Below are 24,161 nucleotides of genomic sequence, written 5' to 3' on the forward strand. Positions count from 1 at the left end.
TCGTGCCCGGCGAGCCGGCGCCGCTCACGCGGTCAGCGAGGCGGCTCCCGCCCGGGTCACGACGGAGGAGGCCGCACGGCGCTGCAGGCGGGTCCGCGGCGACTGGTTGGCGTACCCGCCGGGCAACGTGGTGCACGCGGTCGCGCCGGCTGCCGGAGCGGAACGCGCGGACGCCGGCCCGGACAGGTGCACGTAGCGGATGTGGTCCGAGGGGTCGTACGTGTTCATCAGGGGCTCCGTGGTCGCCGTTCTCTCGAGTAGAGGATCGGCGAGCCCCGGTCGCTGATACATCCGGTGGACCCCCAGAGCGCCGGCGAGACCCCCTGTCGTGGAACGGGGGACAGCCTCCTCGAGGGAGGGGTCACCTCGCGTGCGGCCCGTGCGGGCGGGGGTCGGTACCCGTTCCGGGCGCATGCGCCCGCGACCGTGGAGAATGGCGTAGATCGTCAGTCAATCTGCATGAGCGAGGAGACGCGTGTGCCGGAGCCGGCCGTGACCTTGAGCGGCGGGGTGGTCGTCTCCTCCACTCGTCGGGAGGAGGTCTCGACGCGGATCCGGCGCGCGCTGCTCACCGGCGAGCTGCGACCGGGCCAGCGCATCAAGGAGGTCCACCTCGCCGAGGCGCTCGGCGTCAGCCGCCCCACCCTGCGGGAGTCGCTCCAGCAGCTGGTCCACGAAGGGGCCCTCGTCCAGGTGCCCTACAAGGGCATCCACGTCGCGCAGCCCACCGCGGAGGAGCTGCGTGACGTCGCCGAGGTGCGCATGCCGTTGGAGACGATGGCGGCCCTGCGCCTGGCGCGGGACCCGGACGGGCCCGCCATGGACGGCGTCCGGGAGGCGTTGCGGGTGCACCTCGCCGCGATCGAGTCCGGGGACGCCCTGCAGGCCCACGTCACCCACATCGGGCTGCACGAGGCGATCTGGGACATGGCCGACAGTCCGACGCTGCGGAAGATCTGGCCCCTGGTCGGGTCGCAGGTGCACATCGCGCTGACCGTGGACCAGGCCGTGCGCCACGACCCGGAACGCGACGCGATGCTGCACCGGCGGCTGGTCCGCGTCATCGAGGAGGGCGACGAGGCGACGATCGCCGCTGAGGTGGAGGAGCACATCAGGCGCAGCGTCGACGAGGTGCTGCGCCGGCTCAGCTGAGCCGCATCGACGCGGCTCACCGTCCCACCGCCACGGAGTGTCCGGTCGGCGGAGGAGTGCCGCACAGATCGTCTGGTGCCCACAGAGGTCGGTACCCGCAGACTCAGGGCATCGCTCGTCCGACCAGACGCCACGAGGAGCTTGGGATGACCACCTCGATCCAGCAGCCCCCGGCCGGTGCGCCGGACGCGACGGCGGCGCGCGCCGCGGACCACCTCTGGATGCACTTCGCCCGCCAGGGCCGCCACCCGGAGACGCCCATCCCGGTCGTCACCCGCGGCGAGGGCGCCTACATCTGGGACAACCGGGGCCGCAAGATCCTCGACGGCCTGTCCGGGCTCTTCGTCGTCCAGGTCGGGCACGGGCGGCGGGAGCTGGCCGAGGTGGCCGCGAAGCAGGCCGCCGAGCTGGCGTACTTCCCGGTGTGGGGCTACACCACGCCGGTGCAGGCCGAGCTGGCCGAGCGGGTCGCCGACCTCGCGCCCGGCGACCTGAACCGCGTCTTCTTCACCACCGGCGGGGGCGAGGCGGTGGAGTCGGCGTGGAAGGCCGCGAAGCAGTACTTCAAGCTGATCGGCAAGCCGCAGAAGCACAAGGTCATCAGCCGGGCGGTGGCGTACCACGGCACGCCGCACGGCGCCCTGGCCATCACCGGGCTGCCGGCGATGAAGAAGGACTTCGAGCCGCTGGCCCCGGGCGGCTTCCGGGTGCCCAACACCAACCTCTACCGCCATCCGGAGTTCGCCGAGGACCCGAAGGCCTTCGGTCGCTGGGCCGCCGACCGGATCGAGGAGGCGATCCTCTTCGAGGGCGCCGACACGGTCGCCGCGGTGTTCCTGGAGCCGGTGCAGAACTCCGGCGGCTGCCTCACGCCGCCTCCGGGCTACTTCGAGCGGGTCCGCGAGATCTGCACCCGGCACGACGTGCTGCTGGTCTCCGACGAGGTGATCTGCGCCTTCGGCCGGCACGGGGCGACGTTCGCCTGCGAGAAGTTCGGCTACACCCCGGACCTGATCACCTGTGCCAAGGGGATGAGCTCGGGCTACGGCGCGATCGGCGCGATGATCGCCTCGGAGAAGGTCGTCGAGCCGTTCCTGCGCCCCGGGGTGGCGTTCCCGCACGGCTACACATTCGGCGGCCACCCGGTGGCGGCGGCGGTCTCGCTGGCCAACCTGGACCTGATGGAGGCCGAGGGGCTCAACCAGCGGGTGCTGGAGAACGAGGCGGCGCTGGGCGCGACCCTGCGCAAGCTGCTGGACCTGCCGATCGTCGGTGACGTCCGCGGCGACGGCTACTTCTGGGCGGTCGAGCTGGTCAAGGACAAGGCCACCCGGGAGACGTTCGACGCCGCGGGACGGGAGCGCCTCGTGCGGGGCTTCCTACCCGGCGCCCTGTTCGACAACGGCCTGTACTGCCGCCCCGACGACCGCGGCGACGTCGTTGTCCAGGTCGCTCCGCCGCTGATCTGCGGCCAGGCGGAGTTCGACGAGATCGAGCAGGTCCTGCGGCACACGCTGACCGAGGCCCAGAGCCTGGTCTGAAGAAGGACTCCCTGCCCCCACCGCTCGTAGAAGGACCCCGTCCCCCTCACCCCTCGCAGGCTCGCGGCGAGCCTCTGGACGGGGCCGCCCCCCACCGCACCGACCCTGACCGGAGGAGACACCCCATGGGCACGCTCGTCGTCGGAGTACCGAGCGAGATCAAGGACAACGAGAGGCGGGTGGCACTCACCCCCGACGGCGTCGTGGAGCTGGTCCACGACGGCCACCAGGTCGTCGTGCAGGCCGGCGCCGGCGCCGGGTCGCGGTTCGCCGACGACGAGTACGCCGCCGCCGGCGCGAAGGTGGTGCCGACCGCCGACGAGGTGTTCGACGCCGCCGACCTCATCGTCAAGGTCAAGGAGCCGGTGCCCGCGGAGTACTCCCGCTTCCGCCCCGGCCAGCAGCTGTTCACCTACCTGCACCTCGCCGCCGACCGCGGGCTGACCGAGTTCCTCCTGGAGCGGCGGATCGACTCCATCGCCTACGAGACCGTGCAGACCGCCGACCGCAAGCTCCCGCTGCTGACCCCCATGAGCGAGGTCGCCGGCCGGATGGCCGTGCAGGCCGCCGCGCACCACCTGGAGAACCCCGCCGGGGGAGCCGGGATCCTGCTCGGCGGCGTGCCCGGCACCCCTGCGGCGAAGGTGCTGATCATCGGCGGCGGGGTGGCCGGCACCGAGGCGGCGAAGATCGCGCTGGGGATGCGGGCCATCGTCCGGGTCCTCGACACCAACCCGAGCCGGCTCGCCTACCTGTCCGACATCTTCGGCGGCCGGCTGGACCTGGTCACGCCCAACCGGGCCCGGACGGCGGCCTACGTCGCCGAGGCCGACGTGGTGATCGGCGCCGTCCTGGTGCCCGGCGCCAAGGCGCCCAAGCTGGTCAGCCGGGAGATGATCGCCGCGATGCGGCCGGGCAGCGTGGTGGTGGACATCGCCATCGACCAGGGCGGCTGCTTCGAGACCAGCCGGCCGACCACCCACTCCGACCCGACCTACGTCGAGGAGGGGGTCGTCCACTACTGCGTGGCCAACATCCCCGGGGCGGTCGCCCGCACCTCGACGCTGGCCCTGACCTCGGCCACGCTGCCGTACCTCGTCCGGGTCGCACGCGACGGCGTCGTCGGCGCGGCACAGGCCGATCCCGCCCTGCGCCTCGGGCTGAGCACGCTCGACGGGAAGCTCGTCAACCAGCTGGTCGCGGAGGCCCACGAGCTGCCGTTCACCGACGCCGCCGAGCTCCTCGCGGCGCGGTGAGACGCCGAGCGGACTCCGTGGTCACGGTCGCGCAGGGGGGAAGCGCATGAGGGTCCTGCTGGTGGGTGCGACGGGGCGGCTCGGCGCCGCGGTGGGCGGGGCGCTCAAGGGTCGGGGGCACCAGGTCGTCACGGTCGGCCGCACCGCCGGTGACATCCGGGCCGACGTGGCCGATCCCGAGCAGGCGGCCCGTGTCTTCTCGGAGGTCGGCGACCTCGACGCGGTGGCGAGCGCTGCAGGCGACGTCCCGTACAAGCGCATCGTGGACATGACACCCGAGGACTACCTGCGCGCCTACCGCGGCAAGGTCGCCGCCCAGGTCGAGCTGGTCCGGCAGGGCACCCGCCACGTCGCGGAGCGGGGCTCGTTCACCCTGATCGCCGGCGTCCTGAACCGGGATCCCATCGTCACCGGCAGCGCGGCCGCGATGGTGAACGGCGCGGTGGAGTCCTTCGTGCGCGCCGCGGCCATCGAGATCGCCCCGCAGCGCATCAACGCCGTCAGCCCCACCGTCTTCACCGAGAGCATGGCCGAGTACGGCGCCCTCTTCCCGGGGGTCACGCCCGTGGACGTCGACCAGGCGGCCGCGGCCTACGTCCGCTCCATCGAGGGAGCCGAGACCGGCCAGGTCTTCCTCGTGCAGTGACGTCCCGACCCCCTCCTGGTCCCGAGCCGTGCCGTGGCCGGGAGGGGGTCCTCGTTCAACCCCGGAGGTCTGGGACGAACCTCGCCAGGTTGGCCATCCGGCGCTGGATCGCGGTGATCTCACCGATCGCCTCGTCGAGCACGCTCACCTCGATCGACGACAGGTCGCGCAGCCGAAGCGTGTCCGACGGCGTCTCGCCCGACCGGAACTGCTCGAGCTGGGAGCGCAGCCGCATGCGCTGGACGATCTCGAACACGTCGTCCAGCGTGTCGGCGTCCTCGGCGCTCAGCATGCGGGAGCTGGCGGCGGCCCGCAGCCGTTCCTGGGTCTGGAGGGCGGGTGACCCCGCGCTCAGCGCGGCCCACCGGGCGATGTTCGCGATCGGCAGCAGGGCCTGGCGTTTGAGGTCGAACTGCTTGCGACGCCAGCGTCCGCGGGGCGTCCTCGGCCGGTCCACCGAGATGGCCAGCAGCACCTGCATCGTCGACGGGTGCAGGCGCAGGTCGCCGAACACGCGGGCGACCTCGGGCAGGGTGAGGTCGCCGTGGATCGGCCGGCCGTCGACCAGCAGGCAGGTCTTGATGACCGCGTCGTCCTCGGTGGGCCGCGACAGCCAGCCCCGGGCAGCGGCCTCCCACTGCCGGTGTGTCCGGGCGAACTCCGGGTTCACCGGGCTCACCCCGTGGCGGTCGTGGTTCAGCCCGGCCCGCTCGAGGACCTGCGTGATCTCGAGGAACGCGGGACGGTAGCTGGCGATCTCGTCGGCGCTCATCCCGTTCGCGAACGAGACCGCCGCGTCGATGTCGGAGCTGAGCACCGCCTCGCGTCGCCCGTTGCTGCCGAGGGACAGCCAGGTGAACGAGTCCACGTCGAGGTCGGGGTGTGCCGCCACGACCAGCTGGATCGCCCGACGCACGAGGGTGTCCACGAGCGCCGAGTGGACGGTGATGGCCCGGCTCGAGGCCAGGCCGCGGGCCATGAGGTCGCCGATCAGTTGCGGGACCCCGCGGTAGCGGTGCTCCAGCTCGGTCACCGTGGTCGCGCGACGGAGCTGCTCGTGGAGCGCCGCCCCCGCCGTCGTCGACGACACCACGAAGTCCATCGGCCCGACAGCGCCGCACAGCCCACCTGCGCGGTCGGTGACGAGGACGACGTCCGCCGCGCGCTCCAGGACCCTGATGAGCGCCTCGTTCGCCGAGGCGCCGAGCGGGACCATCGGTGGGGCGGGGTCCATGATCTCAGCGACCGGAGCGGTCGTCGGGAGGGCTGCCGCGACGACGTCGCGGATGGACGCGTCGGTGACCAGCCCGAACCGTCCCGGGGCGATCCGGACGGCGGCGTAGCCGAGGTCGGCCTGGGCCATCCGCAGGGCGGCGTCGGCGATCGAGGCCCCGGCGTCGACGACCAGCGGTGCGTGCGCCACGAGGTCGTCGACGAGCGTGTACGCGGGGACCCCGACGGCACGCTGGTTGGTCGACCAGACCTCCTGCGCGAGGAAGCGGGCACCGCGGCGGGACGCGAAGACCGGTGCGACGAGGTCGGCCGGCAGCCGGACGACCACGACCCGCCCCACGGCGACCGCCCGCGGCCGCAGCGCCGCGCCGGTGAGGGCGGCGACGTAGCCGAAGAGGCCACCAGTTCCTTCTGTCTTGTCCGGCAGCTCGGTGAGCCGGTCGGTGTTGATCCAGACGTCGACCCGGCCCTCCCACACGACGAAGAGCTCGGCGACGCGGGCGTCGAAGGCGTCGAGGACGACGTCGCCGGCCTCGTACCGCTCGACGACGGCGTGCGCCGCGATCCGGGCCAGCTCGGTCGGCTCCAGGGCGTCGAACGGGGCACAGGAGCCCAGGAAGTCGGTCAACGTCGCGACGTCGAGGTCCATCGTGTGGGCGGCGGGCACGACCGTCGATGGTAGGTCGCCGCGCAGGTGCCCGGACGTCGCGCGCCGGAGACGCGGACGGTCCGGGCGCCCTCCACGGAGCACCCGGGCCGCCCGCGCCACGCCGATCACCCCATCGCCCGGGCGCGGTCCCGCTCCGCCTGGGCGGCGAGGATCTCACCGAGCTCCTCGGTCGGACCGCCCGCGCGCACCGACCAGAAGAAGGAGCCGACGGAAACCAGCACCATGAGGACCAGGTCGACCGGGTTGGGGAGCACCGGGGAGTCCACCGGCCCGAACTGGCCCAGGTAGGCGAGGAGGAGCAGCGCCAGGATCGTGGTTACCAGCCAGGCTCCGCCGCGGATGTGTCGCCGGCCGACTTCCGTGCTCACCGCGTAGAGGCCCGCCATGAACAGGGCGACGACGAGCACGATCGCCGTGAAGTACACCGGGAACCCCCAGCCACCCTCGCGCTGCTCCTGGTCCAGCGTGGCCAGCCAGCCACCGCCGACCGCGGTGACGACCCAGGCGGCTGTGAACGCCGCGGACAGCAGCCAGCTCGGGCCCGGCCGGCTCCACCCCTCGCTCACACTGGTGTAGGCCCCGTAGAGCGGGAGCGCGAAGAAGACGAGGGTGAAGAGGTTGATCAAGGGCACCCATCCCGCAAAGTAGATGAGCATCAGGCTCGCGACGTACCCCGCCAGGGCCCAGAAGACGGCCCCCTTGAGCTTGACCGGACGAGGGAAGTCCGGTGCCGTACGCCGCAGTACCGCCAGGACCGGGCCGCCCATGACGTAGCTGAGGGTCAGCGCGATCGACACCATCCCGACGAAGAGGTACCAGCTCGGAGCGGGGAAGAAGAACAGCAGGCCGAGCCCGGTGCACGCGGCCAGGGCCAGGATCGGGGTCCCGTGCCGGTTGATCCGCTGGAAGACCGTCGGCAACTCCTTGTTGACCGACATGGAGTACACCGTGCGGGTGCCGATGCCCAACCACACCCAACCGGTGGCCGCGGGGGAGAGCGCGGCGTCGGAGAGCAGCACGATCGAGAACCACGTGAAGCCGGCCGCGACGACGGCGTTCAGCAGCGGAGCGGACGCCCAGCCGCTACCGATCAGGCCTGTCCAGTCACCGGGCTCCACCCCGGCCGAGGCCCAGTCGATCGCCCCGAGGAAACTGATCTGCAGCAGGATGTAGATGACCAGCGGGATGATGAGGCCGCCGACCACGATCGCGATCGGGATGTTGCGCTGCGGGTTCACGACCTCGCCGCCGAAGTCGAGGATCTGCCGGAGCCCCGAGTAGGCGAAGACGATGCCCCCGCTTGCGAGGGCACCGAAGGCCGCGCCGGTGCCCAGCGGTGCGAATCCGCCGCCGATGGTGAAGTTCGCCGAGGAGAACGCGGTGAACATGAGTCCCGCCGTGACCAGAGGGATGACGATCTTCCAGATGGTGACGTACTTGTTCGACTCGCTGAGCAGCTTCGCCCCGAACGAGTTGAGCAGGAAGAAGACGAAGAGCAGCACGAAGCCGACCAGGATGCCGCGCGGCCAGGAGAGCACCGTGATGCCCGCCCGCTCCTCCAGGAAGCCGAGCTCCGGCCAGTTTCCGCCGATGTAGGTCAGGACGGCCTGGACCTCGATCACGGGCAGTGCCAGCGCCGCGATGAGGTAGCCCCAGCCGTTGAACCAGCTGAGGAACGCGCCGTGCGTCAGCCGGGGGTAGCGGACGCCCGCGCCCGATCGGGGGAGCATGGCGCCGAGTTCCATCCACGTGACCCCGATGATCCCGAAGAAGACGGCGCCGAGGACCCAGGTGAGGATGGAGGCGGGACCGGCGATGCTCGCCGCGGCGAGGGTGGCGAGCAGCCAGCCGGAGCCGACCTGGACGCTGACGGCGAGGGCGATCAGGCCGAAGAGGCTGATCTGTTGCTTGAGGTGAGCGTCGCTCGCCTCGTACGCGCCCTCCACCGGGAGGGCATCTGGCGTTGCGGACATGCTGGATCTCTCCTTGGTCCGGTGCGGTGGTGTCGCTGTGCGGTCCTCATGAATCTCGGTGCGTGCTCCGCTGCCGCCCGGGGGTGGGCGCGACCGGTCCCGCCTCCTCCGGGGGGTGGTCGGGCGGAGGACGTCGATCTGCGGGCAGCACAGGGGCTCGACCGCCACGGGTCGGCCGAGGTGCTGGGTGGGCCGTGCGCCGGCCTGGGGCACGAGGGCGCGGGCCTCCCGGCCGACGTGCCCGGCGTCGACGTGGAGGGGCCGCCTCAGTCGCGGATGGGGGCCCCTGCTCGGCGGGCCCTCCTGCGGGACGACCGCAGGAAGCGCTCGGGCCCGTAGGGCGTGAGCGGGCTCGGTCGGCCCGCCGCGACGTCCCGGGCGAGGTCGCGCACGGTCTTGGCGGTGCTGGGTGCCAGCGTCAGGCCGAGCATGCCGTGCCCGGAGGCCACCAGGACGTTGCCCTCCGGGCGCAGCCGCCCGACGATCGGCAGCCCGTCGGCCGTCATCGGCCGGAGCCCCGCCCACGGCTCGGCGTGCGGGGTGTCCTCGTCCCAGTTGCGGAACCCGCGGGCGGCCGCCTGCTTCACCGCCGCGACCCGGCGCGCGTTGACGCCGAGGTCCAGCCCGGCGAACTCCATCGTGCCGGCCAGCCGCAGCCGCCCGTCCAGGGGCGTGACCGCGACGTGCGCGTCCTCGAAGGTGAGCGGCGTGTTCAGCGGCACGGGGGAGGGGAAGTAGTCGACGCTGTAGCCCTTCCCCGGGCCGATGGGCAGGGCGGGCCCCAGCTTCGCGGCGAGCACGCCGGTCCACACGCCGGTGGCGAGGACGACCTGGTCGCACTCGAACCGGCCGGCGTCGGTGACCACGGCGGTGGCGCGGTCACCGGCCTGCTCGAAGTCCAGCACGCGGGTGTGCTCGCGCAGCTGGGCGCCGAGCTCCCGCAGCCGCTTCGCCAGCGCCCCGGTCAGCGAGTCCGGCTCGACCTGCCGGTCGTCGGGGAAGAACAAGGCGTGGCGCGCCCGCTCCGACAGGCACGGCTCACGGTCGTGCAGCGCGTCCGCGTCGAGCAGTTCGGGCACCATCCCGAACGGTGCGAACGCGTCGTTGAGCGCCACCCGGTGCTCGAAGCTCTCCCGCTCCTCGTAGACCAGCAGCACGCCCCTGCGGTGCATCTCGAACGACAGCCCGTCATCGGCCCACTCGTCGAGCACCTCGCCACAGGTCGAGGCCATCTCGAGGTGGACCTGGAGCGAGCGACGGAAGTCGCCCTCGTTGCAGTGGCGCGCCATCGTGACCATGAACCGCACGAAGGGCGGGGACAGCGACGGCCGCACGAAGAGCGGGCTGTCGGCCTTGAGCATCCACTTCAGGCCCTGCAGCACCATCCCCGGCGCCGGTACCGGCGTCGCCTCGGCCATCGTGATCTTCGCCGCGTTGCCGTGCGACGCCCCCGCGCCCAGCGCACCGGCGTCCAGGACGGTCACGTCGTGTCCGTCGCGCACCAGCTCGTACGCGCTGCCGAGGCCGACGATGCCGCCGCCGACCACCACGATCTCCACTGCTCTGCCTCCCCTCTGGGTGGGCCGGTGCGGTGCGTCAGTCGACGACCTCGACGCCCGCGGCGCGCAGCAGCCGGGCGAACTCGGCCCGGGCCTCCCCGTCGAGCAGCGCGAAGGGCTTGCGCACCGGGCCGGTGGCGTACCCGCGCAGCTGCATGCCGGTCTTGACCGCGGCGGCGTAGTTGTGCGCCTCGAGCAGCCGGCAGATCGGGTAGATCTTCGCCCACAGCTCGCGGCCGCGGACCAGGTCGCCGTCCGCGGCGAGGGCGTCCCACAGCTGGCGTGACAGCTCGGGGATGACGTTGGTCGCCCCCCACACCGAGCCCTTGGCGCCGGCGGCGAGGCCGTAGAAGGTGAGGGTGTCCCAGCCGTTGAACGCCGTGATGCGGTCCGCGTGGAGCTGCAGGAGCTCGGTCAGCCCGACGGCGTCCCCGGAGGTGTCCTTGAGGTAGCGGACGCCCTCGACCTCGGCCAGCGAGGCGATCTCGGCGGGGGACAGGCTGAGCCCGCTCGCCGACGGGATGTTGTAGAACATGATCGGCAGCTGCGAAGCGGCGTGGACCTCGCGCAGCAGCTCCTTGAAGGTGGACAGCTCGACCGCGTCGTAGAACGGCGGCACCACCATCAGCGCCGATGCGCCGGCTTGAGCGGCGTGCGCGGCCAGCTCGACCGCGTCGCGGGTGGACAGGGCGCCGGTGCCGGCCACCACGGGCACCCGCCCACCGGCGGCCTTGACGACCAGCTCGGTGAGCTGCTTGCGCTCGTCGAGGGTCAGGGTCGTGAACTCCCCGGTGCTCCCCCCGGGGACGAGGCCGTGCGCGCCCTCCCGGATCAGCCGGTCGACGTGGGTGTCCAGGGCGACGGCATCGATCTCGCTGCCGTCCGCGGTGAAGGGGGTGACGAGTGCGACGAGGATGCCGGTGAGGTCGGTGGTGGTCACGATGTGCCTCTCGGTTGGCGGGGGGGGGTGTTCGAGGAGCTCCGGCGACGCAGGCTCTACGGAAGCCGTGCAGATTGTTTGACAATCTGCAGATGACTCGAAAGAGTGAACGGCGTCACGCGGTTCGTCAAGCCCCTCCCCGACCGGGGGGGCGAACCGGAGTCCTGGACAGGAAGGCGCGACATGGTGACCCCGTCCTCCACCGGCACGACGGGCATCGCGTCGATCGACGTGCACGCCGAGGGTGAGCCCGGGCGGATCCTGCTCGGCGCCCACCTGCTCGTGCGGGGTGCGACGTGGCCCGAGCGGATGCGCTGGTGCGCGACGGAGCTGGACTGGTTGCGCCGCTTGCTTCTGCGCGAGCCGCGCGGGCACCCCTCGATGTGCGCCGTCCTCGTGCTGCCGCCGCTGGACCCGCGTGCCGACGTGGGCATCATCGTGCTCGAGCAGGGCGGCTTCCGTCCGATGTCGGGCAGCAACACGATGTGCGCCGTCACCGCCCTGCTGGAGACGGGCAGCCTGCCTGCGACCGAACCGGAGACGGTGGTCCGCATCGACACCGCCGTCGGACCGGTGGAGGCCACCGCACGGGTCGAGGGCGGGCGGGTGCGCTGGGTCCGGGTGCGAAACGTGCCGTCGTTCGCCTGGGCGCTCGACGAGCCGATCGCCGTCCCGGAGTACGGCACCGTCGCCGCCGACATCGCCTTCGGCGGCCAGTTCTACGTGCAGGCGCGGGCCGCCGACATGGGGGTCACGCTCGGCCCCGAGCACGCGCCCGCGATCGCGCGCGCCGGCACGGCGTTGCTCGCGGCAGCCCGCGAGCAGGTGCCGGTCGCGCACCCCGAGAAGCCGGACGTCGGCGAGATCGCCCTGGTCATGCTGCACGGCCCCGGCGACTCGGCCGGCGTCTCGGGGCGCAACAGCGTCGTCCTGCCGGCCGGGCGGATCGCCCTCGACGACCCGACGTCGTGGCGCGGGACACTGGACCGCTCACCCTGCGGAACGGGCACGTGCGCCCGCATGGCCGCGCTCCACGCCCGCGGCGAGCTGGACCTCGGTGTCCCGTTCGTGCACCAGGGCGTGCTCGGCACGACGTTCCGCGGGCTGCTCCACGAGAGCACGACCGTCGGGGGCCGCGACGCCGTGGTGCCCTCGATCCAGGGCCGGGCGTGGATCACCGGCTACGCGCAGCACGTCCTGCAGCCCGACGACCCGTTTCCCACGGGTCTGACCGTGGGCGACATCTGGAGCACCGTCCGCGACTGATCGCGCGGACGTCGTCGTCCCGAGCGACACCCGACCCCTTCCCATCCCCGAGGAGCAGCATGTCCACCGCCATCGACGACACGGGCCAGCAGTTCATCGACGGACGGCGCCGCCGCGGTCGCTCGTCCGACGCCCTGAGGGTCATCAACCCCTCCAACGGCGACGTCGTCGCCACCGACACCCTCGCCTCGGTCGACGACGTCGACGAGGCGGTCGCCGCCGCGAAGGCCGCGTTCCCCGGCTGGGCGGGCGCGACGCCCGCCGAGCGCTCGACGGCGATGCACCGGTTGGCCGCCGAGCTCGACGCCGTCGCCGGTGAGCTCGCCACGGCGGAGAGCCGCCAGGCCGGGAAGCCGATCCGGCTCACCCAGGGCTTCGACGTCCCGGGCACCGTGGACAACGTCTCCTTCTTCGCCGGCGCCGCCCGCAACCTCGAGGGCAAGGCCAGCGCCGAGTACTCCGGCGAGCACACCTCGACGATCCGCCGCGAGCCGATCGGGGTGGTCGGCTCGATCGCCCCGTGGAACTACCCCCTGCAGATGGCGGCCTGGAAGATCCTGCCCGCCATCGCCGCTGGCAACACGATCGTGCTCAAGCCCGCCGAGCTCACCCCCACGACCTCGGTCGCCTTCGCCGAGGCCGCGCAGCGCGCCGGCATCCCCGACGGCGTGGTCAACGTCCTCACCGGGCGCGGCTCGGTCGTGGGCGAGGCGCTGGTGACCCACCGCGACGTCAGCATGGTCTCCTTCACCGGCTCCACCCGGGCGGGCAGCCGGGTCGGCTCGCTGGCCGCGGGCCTGGTCAAGCGGGTCCACCTGGAGCTCGGCGGCAAGGCTCCGTTCGTCGTCTTCGACGACGCCGACCTCGAGGCCGCCGCCCGGGGCGCGGTCGCGGGGTCGCTGATCAACGCGGGCCAGGACTGCACCGCCGCGACCCGCGCCTACGTCCAGCGCCCGCTCTACGACGCCTTCGTCGGCCGCGTCGCCGAGCTCATGTCCCAGGTCGTGGTGGGTCCCGTCGACGACCCCGCCACCGACCTCGGTTCACTGATCTCGCTCGACCACCGCGACAACGTCGCCGGCATGGTCGACCGCGCCCGCGAGGCCGGCGCCAAGGTCGTCACCGGCGGTCGTCCCGGCACCGGCGCCCTGGAGGCCGGTGCGTACTACGAGCCGACGCTCGTGGTCGACGCGGCACAGGACTCAGAGATCGTCCAGGACGAAGTCTTCGGCCCCGTCCTGGTCGCGCTGCCCTTCGACGGCGACGACGAAGGGCTGGCGCTCGCCAACGACACCCCCTACGGGCTCGCCGCCTCGGCCTGGACCAGCGACGTCTTCCGCGCCCAACGCGCCTCCGCCGGGATCGCCGCCGGGTGCGTGTGGATCAACGACCACATCCCGATCATCAGCGAGATGCCGCACGGCGGGTACAAGGCCTCGGGCTTCGGCAAGGACATGTCCACGTACTCGTTCGACGAGTACACCCAGGTCAAGCACGTCATGTCCGCGCTGTCCCCGCAGCCGCGCAAGGACTGGCACGACGTGATCTTCACCAGCCCGACCGAGCAGGGCGAGCACCACCACTCCCGCGTCATGACCGCCTGAACCACCCGTTCGCCTCCCTTGGGGGCACCTGCTCGGCAGGTGCGCCCGGGGCAGCGCATCGCCGTCGGCGCTTGCCGACCCAGCTCTCAGCCGGTCCGGTCGCCGAACACCTCGTCGGCGAGGACGGCGACGTGGAGGGACACGAGGATGTCCGGGTCGTCGAGGTCGACGCCGAGCACCTGCTCGACCTTGGCCAGCCGGTCGTAGAAGGCCGACCGGGACAGGTGCAGCTCGGCCGCCGCCTCGGACTTGCTGCCCGGGTGACGGACCAGCGCACGCACCGTGTCCAGCAGCCCGGACTGGGCGCGGGCGTCGTGGTCCCGAAGCGGGTCGAGCTCCCGAGCGGTGAACAGCCGCAGCCGGTCGTCGTCGACGAGCACGGTCAGCAGGCCGCGCAGGTGCACGTCCTCGAGCCGGTGCACGGCGCGTTCCCGGGCGCCCGGTCGCACCGCGTCCACCACGTGCAGCGACTCACGCAGGGTCCGCCCGATGTCGCCCACGCGGTCCACGGCGCGGCCCGCGCCGACGACGACCCGGACCCGCCGGTGCACGCGGCGCGCGAGGTCCTCGGTCGCCCGCGTGCTGTCGACCGAGGGGCTGAAGGACAGCAGGACCCGCACGGCGCCGTCGATCTCGCAGACGAGGGCGGGCAGCCTCATCTCGTGCACCGCGTGCACGACCGCGGCCACCGCGGCGTCGAGCTGTCCGGGGCGCCGGCCGGGCTCGTTCGCTCCCACCGGGGAGCGCAGGGTCAGGCCGACGAGCGCCCGGCGGGCGAGCGGGACGCCGGCGAGCTCGCAGCGCTGCAGCACCTCGGGGGCGCCGGGGTCGGCGAGCAGCCGGACGAGCAGTTCGTGGTGCGTGCGGCGGACCAGGCTGTCGCGCTGCCGGTCGTGCAGCCGGTGGAGGGCCAGGGCGGCCGCCGCCCGCTCCGCCGTCGCGACGAGGCGCTGCGGGGGCTCGTCCGGTGACTCGATGACGAGCCGGCCCCAGCCGCGGTCCGGCTTGCCCACCCGGGTCACCAGCCAGCCGTTGGCCTCGTCCCACGCGGTGCGCCCGTCCAGGACGACGAGGCGGGAGCGGGCCTGCCAGTCGGCCAGGGGCGCAGCGGTGTCGCCAGGGGCCGACCGGTAGTCGAGGATCCGGTGCTGCGCGTCCTCGAGGACGACCGTGGCGCCGGCCAGGCGCTGCACCGACTCGAGGATCTCTCCCGGGCCGGCCTCGGCGATGCTGAGCTCGGTGAAGACGTCATGGACGCGTTGCGCCTCGCGCAGCTCCTGGAGCTGGGAGTCGACGATCCGCTCGCCCACGGCCTGGGCCACGGCCGCGAACCGGACCTCCCGGGTGAGCGCGACGAGCGGCAACGACAGCCGCTCGCAGGCGGCCACCAGCGCCGCGGGGACCTCCGTCCACCGCCGTCCCAGCTCGATGACCAGGCCAGCGGCCTCGCTCTGGTCGAGGCTGCCCGCGAACGCCGCCAGGTCGTCGGGGGCGTCCGGCAGGGCGATCCCCGTGCTCAGCACCAGGTCACCCCCGCGCAGGAGGGGAGCGATGTCGACCAGTTCGGTGGTGTGCACCCAGCGCACCTGGCGACCCAGGCCCGCGGCGCCGGCGAGCACCTGGGGGCCGGCGCCGCGCAGGGCCGGCACGGCCAGTGCGTCCCGGACGGTCATGCCGGCCACAGGCGAGCTCCTCGGACGGTGCCGGGAAGCCGCTCCGCGGCACGGCGGTGGTGGGCCATGAGCCTAGGGAACGTCGACCTCGAGCAGGCCGGACGTCGCTCCCGTGCGGCGCGGTCAGGAGACCCGCACCAGCGTGCGTCCGCGGCGGGCGCCGCCGTCCAGGATCCGCGCCTCGCGCGCAGCCGGATCGGCGCCACCCGTCGCCCGGTCCCCGCTGGAGGCCCGCGAGGTCATCGCCTCCCGGTACGACGAGAGCCCGTCCGGCGCCGACGTGCTCGCCGAGCCCGTCGTCGTCCGGGCGACAGGCACCACCGTCGTCCCGAAGGCGCGCAGCCGTGGGCCGCGCGGCGGAGGCCGGCCGGCCTCCTGACCCGACGGTCGGGAAGCGCCGGCCGGACCGATCCCGGCGGGCAGCGCGACGCCGGGGTTCCGGGTCGCCGACCGGAAGGGGCAGGCTGACGATTCGAGGCACGCACGCCGAGCGGGACGTCCGGCCCGGCCGGCTCCCACCACCCAGGCACAGGAGGAGTCCATGTCCCAGCAGAGCGTCCTGAGCCCGTCTCCCGGCACGGCGTCCCCGCCGACCCGGCTGATGCTCATCGGCGGGGACTGGGTGGAGGCCGCCGAGGGGGAGTGGCGGGAGATCACCAGCCCGGCCCGCCGCGGCCAGGTGATCGCCCGCGTGCCCCGCGGCGACGCGACCGACGTCGACCGCGCCGTCACCGCCGCCCGGGAGGCGTTCCCCGCCTGGCGCGACCAGCACTTCAAGGAGCGCCAGCGGGTGCTGCTGCGGATCGCCGACGCGCTCGAGGGTCGCGCCGAGGAGCTCGCCCGGGTCACCGCCGAGGACACCGGCAACGCGCTGCGCACCCAGGCCCGGCCCGAGGCGGCGCTGCTGGTCGACCTGTTCCGGTACTTCGGCGGTGTCGCCGGGGAGGTGAAGGGGACGACGCTGCCGGCCGGGGCGACCCAGCTGCAGTACACCCGGCAGGAGCCGCTCGGGGTGGTCGGCGCGATCCTGCCGTGGAACTCGCCGTTGATGATCGCCGGCTTCAAGGTCCCGGCCGCCCTGGCCGCGGGGAACACCATCGTGCTCAAGGCCGCCGAGGACGCTCCGCTGTCGATCCTGCTGATGGCCGAGATCTGCGAGGGGTTCCTGCCGCCCGGCGTGCTCAACGTGGTGACCGGCACCGGCCGGGCGGCGGGCAACGCCCTGGTCGAGCACCCCGGCGTCGACAAGATCTCCTTCACCGGCTCCACCGAGGTCGGCCGGGGCATCGCCGGCAAGGCGGGGGAGCGGCTGGCCCACCTGTCCCTGGAGCTGGGCGGGAAGAACCCGTCGATCGTGTTCCCCGGTGCGGTGACCGACGAGCTGATCGAGGGGCTGGTGCTGTCCTCGCGGATCAGCCGGCAGGGGCAGAGCTGCACCGCCGGCTCGCGGCTGTTCCTGCACCGCGACGTGCACGACGAGGTCCTGGCCCGGCTGGGCGAGCGGCTGGGGTCGATGCGGGTCGGGGACCCGCTGGACGAGGCCAGCGACATCGGCGCGGTCATCAACGAGACCCAGTTCGACTCCATCCGGGACTACCTGGAGGACGGGCTGGCCAACCCGGCGCTGCACGTGGAGACCGGTGGGCTGCCGCCGTCGGAGGGCCCGCTGGCCGAGGGCTTCTTCCACGTGCCCACGTTGTTCTCCGGCGGCGACAACAGCTTCCGCCTGGCCCGTGAGGAGATCTTCGGGCCCGTGGTCGTCGCCATCGCCTGGACCGACGTCGACGACGTCGTCCGCATGGCCAACGACACCGCCTACGGGCTGGGTGCCTACGTCTGGAGCTCCGACATCGACCTGGCGATCACCACCGCGCACCGGCTCGAGGCCGGCTGGGTGCAGGTCAACCAGGGTGGCGGGCAGGTCGTCGGGCAGTCCTACGGCGGCTACAAGCAGAGCGGCATCGGCCGGGAGGTCTCCCTCGAGGGCATGATCGCCGGCTTCACCCAGACCAAGCAGATCAACGTGCGCCTCGGCCACGGAGCGACCCCCGCGCCGCGCACGGGACCCTGACCGGGCGCGAGGACGGCGTCGGGCGTTCCCGGCTGCTCCGCCGAGGGGGGCAGGAGTGTGGCGGGGACCGCCCGACGACGCCTGCTCCACGGCGGTGGCGGACCCCTCCGACACCGCGCCCGGGGAGGATCCGGAGATGTCCACGAACACCGACCCACCGGCGGACCGCGGCAGCAGGGACGACGACCTCCACCGCCTGTCGATGACGATCCTGATGACGCCCGACATGTCCAACTTCGCGGGCAACGTCCACGGTGGCCTGCTGCTGAAGTACCTCGACCAGGTCGCCTACACCTGCGCGACCCGCTGGGCGCGGACCTACGCCGTCACGCTCTCGGTCGACCAGGTCGTCTTCCGGGAACCGGTCCACGTCGGTGAGCTGGTGACCTTCCAGGCCAGCGTGAACCGCACCGGGCGCACCTCGATGGAGATCGGGGTGCGCGTGACCACGCAGGACCTGGTGAGCCAGGTCGTCCGGCACACCAACAGCTGCTACTTCACGATGGTCGCCATCGGGCCGGACCGGCGTCCGGTGGAGGTCCCGCCGTGGCAGCCCCGGACCGCCGAGGAACGCCGGCGGCACGAGGCCGCCGGCCGCCGCCGGGAGCTGCGCCGGGAGATCGAGCGGGCGACCACGGAGATCCGCGCGGCCACCGAGCACTGACGAGGACCACCGGGCGGGGCGGTGGCGCCGGTCGCTCAGCCGTGCGTCGCCCCGGGGAGCGGCTGCAGCCCCAGCGCCCGCTCCAGCAACCGGAACCGGTAGGCCGCCGTCAGCAGGACGAACCAGAGCACCAGCGCCGGCAGGACCGTCCGGAAGATGGGGTCGGCCGCGTGGGTGAGCCCGAAGTGGTCGGTGAACGGCTCGACGAACAGCCCGCCGGTGAACGCGACGACCAGCACGGCCACGAGCACCGCGGGCCGACGGTCGCCGTCGGGCCGGGTCCAGGACGCGAAGAGCCGGTTCGGCGGCCGCAGGAACAGGACCAGCAGGAAGGCGGCGTAGGACACGAAGGTCGACAGCGCCGTCTGGGCGCCGATCGTGGCCGCGGCCTCGGCGAAGCCGACGTCGCCGGAGGAGACCCCGGACCAGCGCTCGAAGGCGGTGACGACGACGTCGGGGACGTCGGAGCCGCTGAACCCCTCGAGCAGCGTCGTGTAGTGGTAGGCGTACACCGCGACGCCGCCGGCAGCGGTGACCACCATGGCCGGGACGACGAACCGCCACAGCGACGTCAGCAGGTGGGGGTCCGGCGGGGCCGGGCGGGCCCACGTCGTGAGGAACAGCGTCGGCAGGCCGACGGTGAGCAGGGTCAGCCCGACGTTGGCGGGGGAGTAGGGGAACCCCAGCCCCAGCATGGTCACCGCGAGGATCACCAGGCCCTGCCTGCCGACCCGGGCGAGGAGCACCTGCATCGAGGTGCCGATGCCGGAGATGATCCGCCGGCCCTCCTGCTGCGCGGGCAGCAGCGCGGTCAGCGAGTCGTCGGTGAGCACGATGTCGGCGACGTCGCGGGTGACGGCGCTGCCGCTGCGCATCGCCACGCCGACGTGGGCCCGCTCGAGAGCGCGCGCGTCGTTGACCCCGTCGCCGACCATGGCCACGTAGCGGCCCTGCCGGCGCAGGGAGGCGACCAGCCGCTCCTTCTGCTCCGGGGCGATCCGGCCGAACACCGTCGTCCGGGCCGCCACGGCGTCGAACTCCCCGTCGGAGAGGGCGTCGAGGTCGGCGCCGGTCACGGGGGCCCCGCCGTCCAGCCCGGCCTGCCGGGCGAGCGCCGCCACCGTGCGGGGGTCGTCGCCGGAGACCACCTTCACCGCGGTGCCGCCGGCGGTCAGTCCGGCGAGGGTCGCGTGCACGTCCGGCCGCAGCTCGTCGGCGAGCGCCACCACGGCGAGGGGCTCCAGCGCCGGCAGCCGCGGCCGCCCGGTGCCGTCGCGCAGCCGGATCGGCGGCGCGCGCGACGACCAGGACCCGCAGCCCCTGCCCGGTCAGCGCGGTCACCGCGCCGGTGAGGGGTGCGCCGGACAGGGCCGGGGCCAGCGCGTCCGGCGCGCCCAGCACGACGGCCCCGTCGTCGGTGCGCAGCGCGCTCCACCGCAGCGACGACGAGAACGGGACCTCCTCGCGCACCTCCCACGGCGCGCCGGGGAGCGCCGCGGCCAGTGCCGAGGAGGTCAGGTTGGCGGCGGAGGCGCTGCGGGCCAGGGAGCCGACCAGGTGCTCCACGGCCGCGGCCCCGACCGGGCCGACCGGCCGGACCTCCGCGACCGAGAGGCGGCCGGTGGTCAGCGTCCCGGTCTTGTCGGTGCAGACGACGTCGACGTTGCTCACCGACTCCACCGCGTTGACCTGCTGCACGAGGGCGCCCCTGCCCGAGCTCTTCGCCGCGCCGACGGTGTAGGCCACCGCCACGAGGAAGAACAGCCCGTAGGGCACCAGCCCCGACAGCACCGCCGTGGTCTGCACCACGCGCACGAGCGAGAACCCCTCGAGCGCGGCCTGCAGCAGGATCGTGGCGCTCATCAGCGCCACCAGGACCATGACCAGCCGGACGACGAACTCGATGCGGCGCTGCAGCGGGGTGGTGTCCGTGGACGCCCGGCGGGCCTCGGCGGTCAGCCGGCTGGCGTGGCTCGACGCGCCGACGTCCCGGGCGAGCTGGTGTCCTCCGCCGCCGACGCAGGAGCTGCCCGACAGCAGGTCCTCGCCGGGCCCCCGCAGCTGCGGCTCGGACTCGCCGGTGAGCAGCGACTCGTCCACCTCGACCCGGCCGCCGTCGAGGACCGGGCCGTCGACGACGACCTGGTCGCCCGGACGCACGCGCAGCACGTCCCCGCGGACGACGTCCTCCTGCGCGAGCGAGCTCTCCCGGCCGTCGCGGAGCACGGTGACCGGGCTGCGGCTGAGCAGCCGCAACCGGTCGAGCTTGCGCTTGGCCCGGATCTCCTGGACGGCGCTGATCGCCGCGTTGACCAGCCCGAGGCCGACGCTGGTGAAGGCGTCGTTGTAGCGGCCCAGCGCCAGCAGCGCCGCGCCGATCACGAACAGGATGACGTTGAAGAAGGAGAGGACGTTGGTGCGCAGGATCCGGGCGTAGCTGCGGGACGACGCGCTGACGGCGACGTTGCCCTCCCCGCGCCGCCGCCGGGCTTGGGCCTCCCGCGAGGTGAGCCGGCCACCCCGGCGAGGCCGGCCACCCCGTCGGTCTCCTGCACGTCCACCCCGCTCGCTCCCGCCTGGAGGTCGTCCCGCCGCGCCGGGGGCCGACCGGCCGCTCGGCCGCGCGGCCGCGGCCGTCCCCGGCGGGGCCTCGTGCCGTCCGGAGCCTCCCCCGCACCGCGCGGGACCGCTGCCCGGGAGCATCACCCACCGGACGTGGGGACCCCGGCAGGCGCGCCCACCGGCGCCGTCCGGAGCGGGGCGGCGGGCCGCAGCACGGCGGCCGGGCCGGAGAGCGCGAGCGGGACGGTCAGCAGGTGCGCCGCGACGGCGTCGGGGGCAGGCTGCACAGGGGTCGCGGTCATGCCCGTGACTCTCGGTCCGCGCGGTGTGACCGCCCTGCACGGTGGCTGGCCGTCCGCTGTGGACGTCGGCGAGGGGGGCCGGAGCGGCGCCGGGCGTCGAGCGGCCGGTGGAGCCCCTCGGCGGGGCGGCGTGGTGGCCAACCGGGGCCCGTGGACGACCGCTGACCACCGGGGCGGGACCGGCCGGCGACCCGCGCCGGAGGGGGAGGAGGTGGGCAGGTGGCGGGAGACTGCTGCGCCCGCGACGCCCCGGCCGGAATCCGGGTGCTGCTCGTCGACGACCACCCGATGGTGCGCAGGGCCCTGGCCGATGCGCTGTCCGACGAGGACGACCTCACCGTCGTCGGCGAGTGCGAGGACGGGTCGCAGGCGGTGGAGGCCGCCGTGCGGCTGCGACCCGACGTCGTGTTCATGGACGTGTCCATGGCCGGGACCGACGGGTTCGCGGCCACGGCGGCGCTGCGTGCGGCCCGACCCGAGGCCCGGATCATCGTGCTGACCGGGGAGGGCCCCGAGGCGCGACCCGAGGCCGTGGTCGCCGGTGCGCACGCCCTGGTGCCGAAGGGCACCCGCCTCGGTCCGCTGCTCCGCTGTCTGCGCACGGTCGCCGGCGGCGGCACGGACTGCCCCTACTGCCTGTGACGACCTCCGGCTGCCGTCCTGCCGGCTGTCGCCGGCGGCCGGTCCGGGGCAGGATGGGCGGCGCCGGTCGCAGCCACCCGGACCGACGGTGCGGACCGCGTCCGCCCCTCACCTCCCCAGCCGCGCGCAGCGGGCCAGGAGGAGCCGAGATGTCCCGTTCCCCCCGGAGCACGTCGGCCGCGGTGCTGGCCGGCCTGCTGCTCACCTGCCTGCCCGCGCCGGCCGCCCTGGCCGCGCCCGGTCGGCCGCCCGTCGTCCACACGCAGTCGGGCGCGGTGAGCGGCGTGCAGGCCGAGGGCGTGGACGGCTACCTCGGCATCCCGTACGCCGCACCGCCCGTCGGAGAGCTGCGGTGGAGTCCACCGCAGCCACCCGCGCGGTGGGACGGCGTCCGCGCGGCCGACGCCTACGGCAACCGCTGTCCGGCGACCGAGAGCGTGAACGGCCCGCGCTCGGAGACCGAGGACTGCCTCTTCGTCAACGTGCAGCGACCCGCGGGGACCACGCCCGACGACCGCCTGCCGGTCTACGTGTTCATCCACGGCGGCGGCCTGGTGAACGGCAGCTCGGACCAGGCCGACATGGCCGCGATCGTCGCGGCGACCGGGATCGTCGGGGTCACGATGAACTACCGGCTGGGCCTCCTCGGCTTCCTGGGGCACCCGGAGCTCACCGCGCGCCAGGGCGAGTCCGGCAACTACGGGCTGATGGACCAGCAGGCGGCGCTGCGCTGGGTGCAGCAGAACATCGCCGCCTTCGGCGGCGACCCCGGGCGGGTGACGATCGGCGGGGAGTCGGCCGGCGGGTGGTCGGTCTGCTCCCACCTCGTCGCCCCGGGGTCCCGGGACCTGTTCGCCGCGGCCATGATCCAGAGCGGCTCCTGCCCGAGCCGCAGCCAGGACGCCGCGGACGCCGAGGGGCAGGTCGTCGCGCAGGCGGTGGGGTGCGCCCCGTTCGCGAGCGCGGTGGCCTGCCTGCGGGACACGCCGGTGGGCCAGCTGATCGACGCCCCGACCCCGGTCGTCCCGCCGGTCGCCGGCACACCGTTCCTGCCCTCGGACCCGCGCGGAGCGGTCGCCACCGGGGACTTCGCGGAGGTCCCCGTGGTCGTCGGGGCCACCCGGGACGAGGGCCGCACCTTCATGGCCGGGAGCATCGGGTGGACCCGGGAGCAGTACGAGACGTGGGTCCGCGAGGCCTTCGCCGAGGACGCCGACGCCGTCCTGGCCCGCTACCCGTGGCCGGCCGACGCCGACGAGTCCACCGGCGCCCACCTCGCGGGCGCGATCGTCACCGATGCCGGCCTCGGGTTCGGCATCGGCGGCTGCCCCAACCGGGCGCTCACCCGTGACCTCGCGGCGCACGTGCCGACGTGGGCCTACGAGTTCGCCGCCCGCACCGGGCCCGGGGTGCGGCCGATCCCGGGCTACGAGTGGGGTGCGGGACACGCCGCCGAACTGGCGTACCTGTTCCCGAGCTTCCACAACGGCGTGCCCATCGCGCCCACGTTCGACGCCGGGGAGCAGCAGCTGGCGGCGGAGATGAAGCAGTACTGGGGCGCCTTCGTCCGGCAGGGCGACCCCGGCGTCCCCGGGCAGGCGGCCTGGCCGTCGTACGGCGCCGAGCAGGTCGTGCTCTCCCTGCAGCCCGCCGGCCGGAGCGCCGCCGTCCCCGACGCCGCGGTCGCCGAGGAGCACCAGTGCGCGTTCTGGGACCCGCTGACCGCCGACGGCGCCTGACCGGCCCGGCCCCTCGCCGCTCCGGCCGGGGGAGCGACGGCCTCAGGGGCGCGCGCGGTCGATCAGCCGGGACAGCACGACCTCGCTGCGCGTCTGGTGGACGTTGGGCTGCTGCCGCAGCCGCTCGATGGCCTCCTCCAGGTGCGGGATGTCGGCGGCCAGGATGTGCACCAGCGCGTCCGCGGAGCCGGTGACGCTCCACGCGCCGACGACCTCGGGGACCTCCCCGAGGCTGCGCCGCAGCTCCAGCGGGGACGGCGTCCCCTCCCAGAACACCTCCACGTAGGCCTCGGTCGTCCAGCCGAGCACCTCCGGGTCGACCAGCGCGGTGAAGCCCCGGATCACCCCGTCGGCCACCAGCCGGTCCACGCGGCGCTTGACCGCGGGCGCGGACAGGCCGACCTCGTCGCCGATGACGGCGTACGTGGCGCGGGCGTCGCGGGTCAGGCAGCCGATGATCTGCCGGTCGAGCGGGTCCAGCCGGTCCACGGGCCTCTGCAACACATCGAGCACCGTAGGCCCTGGAACGCAACGGATCCATGCTGAGGCCGCAACGCAGGTGCATTGATGCCGGTGTCCGGCCTCTCTAGCCTCTGGTCACGGCCGGCGCCCGGTGACCCCGGGGCCGGCCGGTGGCGAGTCCGACGCCGACCCGGAGGAGGCCCCCC

19 protein-coding genes and 1 pseudogene are annotated in these 24,161 nt (G+C 73.9%); 10 read left to right on the forward strand and 10 right to left on the reverse strand.

What is annotated here, in order from left to right; genetic code table 11:
• Nucleotides 1-24: 24 nt before the first annotated feature.
• Entirely contained in the window at nt 25-228 is a 204-nt protein-coding gene (locus tag BLS21_RS03680; RefSeq protein WP_091214009.1) for a hypothetical protein, read from the reverse strand.
• Between the two features lie 264 nt (nt 229-492).
• Between BLS21_RS03680 and BLS21_RS03685 the strand changes: the two genes are divergently transcribed.
• From BLS21_RS03685 to BLS21_RS03700, 4 genes are all read left to right on the forward strand, one after another.
• Nucleotides 493-1,152 (forward strand): GntR family transcriptional regulator, encoded by a 660-nt coding sequence (locus tag BLS21_RS03685; RefSeq protein WP_175479404.1) that lies wholly within the window; start codon nt 493-495, stop codon nt 1,150-1,152.
• A 146-nt stretch (nt 1,153-1,298) separates the two neighbouring features.
• On the forward strand, nt 1,299-2,693 hold the full coding sequence (locus tag BLS21_RS03690) for an aspartate aminotransferase family protein (RefSeq protein ID WP_091214013.1): 1,395 nt from the start codon (nt 1,299-1,301) through the stop codon (nt 2,691-2,693).
• A gap of 125 nt (nt 2,694-2,818) precedes the next feature.
• Nucleotides 2,819-3,949 carry an alanine dehydrogenase gene (gene ald / locus BLS21_RS03695; RefSeq protein ID WP_091214016.1) on the forward strand — a complete coding sequence of 377 codons (1,131 nt, stop codon included), beginning with the start codon at nt 2,819-2,821 and terminating at the stop codon, nt 3,947-3,949.
• Nucleotides 3,950-3,995: 46 nt separating this feature from the next.
• Nucleotides 3,996-4,595, forward strand: coding sequence for a short chain dehydrogenase (locus BLS21_RS03700; protein WP_091214019.1), 600 nt, complete (start codon nt 3,996-3,998; stop codon nt 4,593-4,595).
• Between the two features lie 55 nt (nt 4,596-4,650).
• Here the strand turns inward: BLS21_RS03700 and BLS21_RS03705 are convergent, their stop codons facing one another.
• The 4 genes from BLS21_RS03705 to BLS21_RS03720 all read right to left on the reverse strand — a co-directional run bounded on the left by BLS21_RS03705 (nt 4,651) and on the right by BLS21_RS03720 (nt 10,970).
• Nucleotides 4,651-6,495 (reverse strand): putative nucleotidyltransferase substrate binding domain-containing protein, encoded by a 1,845-nt coding sequence (locus BLS21_RS03705; RefSeq protein ID WP_091214021.1) that lies wholly within the window; start codon nt 6,493-6,495, stop codon nt 4,651-4,653.
• Nucleotides 6,496-6,602: 107 nt separating this feature from the next.
• The gene (locus BLS21_RS03710) at nt 6,603-8,471 is read right to left on the reverse strand and encodes an APC family permease (protein ID WP_091214024.1); all 1,869 of its coding nucleotides are present in this window, start codon (nt 8,469-8,471) and stop codon (nt 6,603-6,605) included.
• Between the two features lie 266 nt (nt 8,472-8,737).
• Nucleotides 8,738-10,030, reverse strand: coding sequence for an NAD(P)/FAD-dependent oxidoreductase (locus tag BLS21_RS03715; RefSeq protein WP_091214034.1), 1,293 nt, complete (start codon nt 10,028-10,030; stop codon nt 8,738-8,740).
• 37 nt (nt 10,031-10,067) lie between these two features.
• Nucleotides 10,068-10,970, reverse strand: a complete 903-nt coding sequence (locus BLS21_RS03720) for a dihydrodipicolinate synthase family protein (RefSeq protein ID WP_091214037.1) — start codon at nt 10,968-10,970, stop codon at nt 10,068-10,070.
• Between the two features lie 183 nt (nt 10,971-11,153).
• Between BLS21_RS03720 and BLS21_RS03725 the strand changes: the two genes are divergently transcribed.
• Nucleotides 11,154-12,236: a proline racemase family protein gene (locus BLS21_RS03725; RefSeq protein WP_091214039.1), complete on the forward strand. Its 1,083-nt coding sequence runs from the start codon at nt 11,154-11,156 to the stop codon at nt 12,234-12,236.
• A gap of 59 nt (nt 12,237-12,295) precedes the next feature.
• Entirely contained in the window at nt 12,296-13,840 is a 1,545-nt protein-coding gene (locus tag BLS21_RS03730; RefSeq protein WP_091214041.1) for a gamma-aminobutyraldehyde dehydrogenase, read from the forward strand.
• 86 nt (nt 13,841-13,926) lie between these two features.
• Here BLS21_RS03730 and BLS21_RS03735 read toward each other — a convergent pair whose 3' ends face one another.
• Nucleotides 13,927-15,513, reverse strand: a complete 1,587-nt coding sequence (locus BLS21_RS03735) for a PucR family transcriptional regulator (protein WP_091215066.1) — start codon at nt 15,511-15,513, stop codon at nt 13,927-13,929.
• A gap of 541 nt (nt 15,514-16,054) precedes the next feature.
• Here BLS21_RS03735 and BLS21_RS03745 point away from each other — a divergent pair.
• Nucleotides 16,055-17,584, forward strand: a complete 1,530-nt coding sequence (locus tag BLS21_RS03745; RefSeq protein WP_091214046.1) for an aldehyde dehydrogenase family protein — start codon at nt 16,055-16,057, stop codon at nt 17,582-17,584.
• Nucleotides 17,585-17,720: 136 nt separating this feature from the next.
• Complete coding sequence (locus tag BLS21_RS03750) at nt 17,721-18,248, forward strand: acyl-CoA thioesterase (protein WP_091215068.1); 528 nt, start codon at nt 17,721-17,723, stop codon at nt 18,246-18,248.
• Nucleotides 18,249-18,283: 35 nt separating this feature from the next.
• Here BLS21_RS03750 and BLS21_RS25725 read toward each other — a convergent pair whose 3' ends face one another.
• The 3 genes and pseudogenes from BLS21_RS25725 to BLS21_RS24965 all read right to left on the reverse strand — a co-directional run bounded on the left by BLS21_RS25725 (nt 18,284) and on the right by BLS21_RS24965 (nt 21,112).
• Nucleotides 18,284-19,477, reverse strand: a complete 1,194-nt coding sequence (locus BLS21_RS25725) for an HAD-IC family P-type ATPase (RefSeq protein ID WP_245700033.1) — start codon at nt 19,475-19,477, stop codon at nt 18,284-18,286.
• 415 nt (nt 19,478-19,892) lie between these two features.
• Nucleotides 19,893-20,951 (reverse strand): annotated as a pseudogene (locus BLS21_RS25730) (HAD-IC family P-type ATPase); the annotation flags it as partial.
• The gene (locus BLS21_RS24965) at nt 20,951-21,112 is read right to left on the reverse strand and encodes a hypothetical protein (protein ID WP_175479405.1); all 162 of its coding nucleotides are present in this window, start codon (nt 21,110-21,112) and stop codon (nt 20,951-20,953) included. The gene BLS21_RS24965 and the pseudogene BLS21_RS25730, both read right to left, overlap by 1 nt.
• Nucleotides 21,113-21,331: 219 nt before the next feature.
• Here BLS21_RS24965 and BLS21_RS03760 point away from each other — a divergent pair, with 219 nt between their 5' ends.
• Together BLS21_RS03760 and BLS21_RS03765 are read left to right on the forward strand one after the other, a co-directional pair.
• Entirely contained in the window at nt 21,332-21,754 is a 423-nt protein-coding gene (locus BLS21_RS03760; protein ID WP_091214049.1) for a response regulator, read from the forward strand.
• 149 nt (nt 21,755-21,903) lie between these two features.
• On the forward strand, nt 21,904-23,493 hold the full coding sequence (locus BLS21_RS03765; protein ID WP_091214052.1) for a carboxylesterase/lipase family protein: 1,590 nt from the start codon (nt 21,904-21,906) through the stop codon (nt 23,491-23,493).
• Nucleotides 23,494-23,535: 42 nt separating this feature from the next.
• Here BLS21_RS03765 and BLS21_RS03770 read toward each other — a convergent pair whose 3' ends face one another.
• Nucleotides 23,536-23,997 carry an Lrp/AsnC family transcriptional regulator gene (locus BLS21_RS03770; protein ID WP_245700035.1) on the reverse strand — a complete coding sequence of 154 codons (462 nt, stop codon included), beginning with the start codon at nt 23,995-23,997 and terminating at the stop codon, nt 23,536-23,538.
• Nucleotides 23,998-24,161 lie beyond the last annotated feature (164 nt).

The sequence above is a fragment of the Geodermatophilus siccatus genome (genome assembly GCF_900103785.1).
Taxonomy (GTDB): domain Bacteria; phylum Actinomycetota; class Actinomycetes; order Mycobacteriales; family Geodermatophilaceae; genus Geodermatophilus; species Geodermatophilus siccatus.

Coding starts and splice junctions, on each gene's coding strand:
- BLS21_RS03680 (WP_091214009.1), bottom strand. CDS start 228: ATGAACACGTACGACCCCTCGGACCACATCCGCTACGTGCACCTGTCC.
- BLS21_RS03690 (WP_091214013.1), top strand. CDS start 1,299: ATGACCACCTCGATCCAGCAGCCCCCGGCCGGTGCGCCGGACGCGACG.
- ald (WP_091214016.1), top strand. CDS start 2,819: ATGGGCACGCTCGTCGTCGGAGTACCGAGCGAGATCAAGGACAACGAG.
- BLS21_RS03700 (WP_091214019.1), top strand. CDS start 3,996: ATGAGGGTCCTGCTGGTGGGTGCGACGGGGCGGCTCGGCGCCGCGGTG.
- BLS21_RS03710 (WP_091214024.1), bottom strand. CDS start 8,471: ATGTCCGCAACGCCAGATGCCCTCCCGGTGGAGGGCGCGTACGAGGCG.
- BLS21_RS03725 (WP_091214039.1), top strand. CDS start 11,154: ATGGTGACCCCGTCCTCCACCGGCACGACGGGCATCGCGTCGATCGAC.
- BLS21_RS03730 (WP_091214041.1), top strand. CDS start 12,296: ATGTCCACCGCCATCGACGACACGGGCCAGCAGTTCATCGACGGACGG.
- BLS21_RS03735 (WP_091215066.1), bottom strand. CDS start 15,513: ATGACCGTCCGGGACGCACTGGCCGTGCCGGCCCTGCGCGGCGCCGGC.
- BLS21_RS03745 (WP_091214046.1), top strand. CDS start 16,055: ATGTCCCAGCAGAGCGTCCTGAGCCCGTCTCCCGGCACGGCGTCCCCG.
- BLS21_RS03750 (WP_091215068.1), top strand. CDS start 17,721: ATGTCCACGAACACCGACCCACCGGCGGACCGCGGCAGCAGGGACGAC.
- BLS21_RS24965 (WP_175479405.1), bottom strand. CDS start 21,112: ATGACCGCGACCCCTGTGCAGCCTGCCCCCGACGCCGTCGCGGCGCAC.
- BLS21_RS03765 (WP_091214052.1), top strand. CDS start 21,904: ATGTCCCGTTCCCCCCGGAGCACGTCGGCCGCGGTGCTGGCCGGCCTG.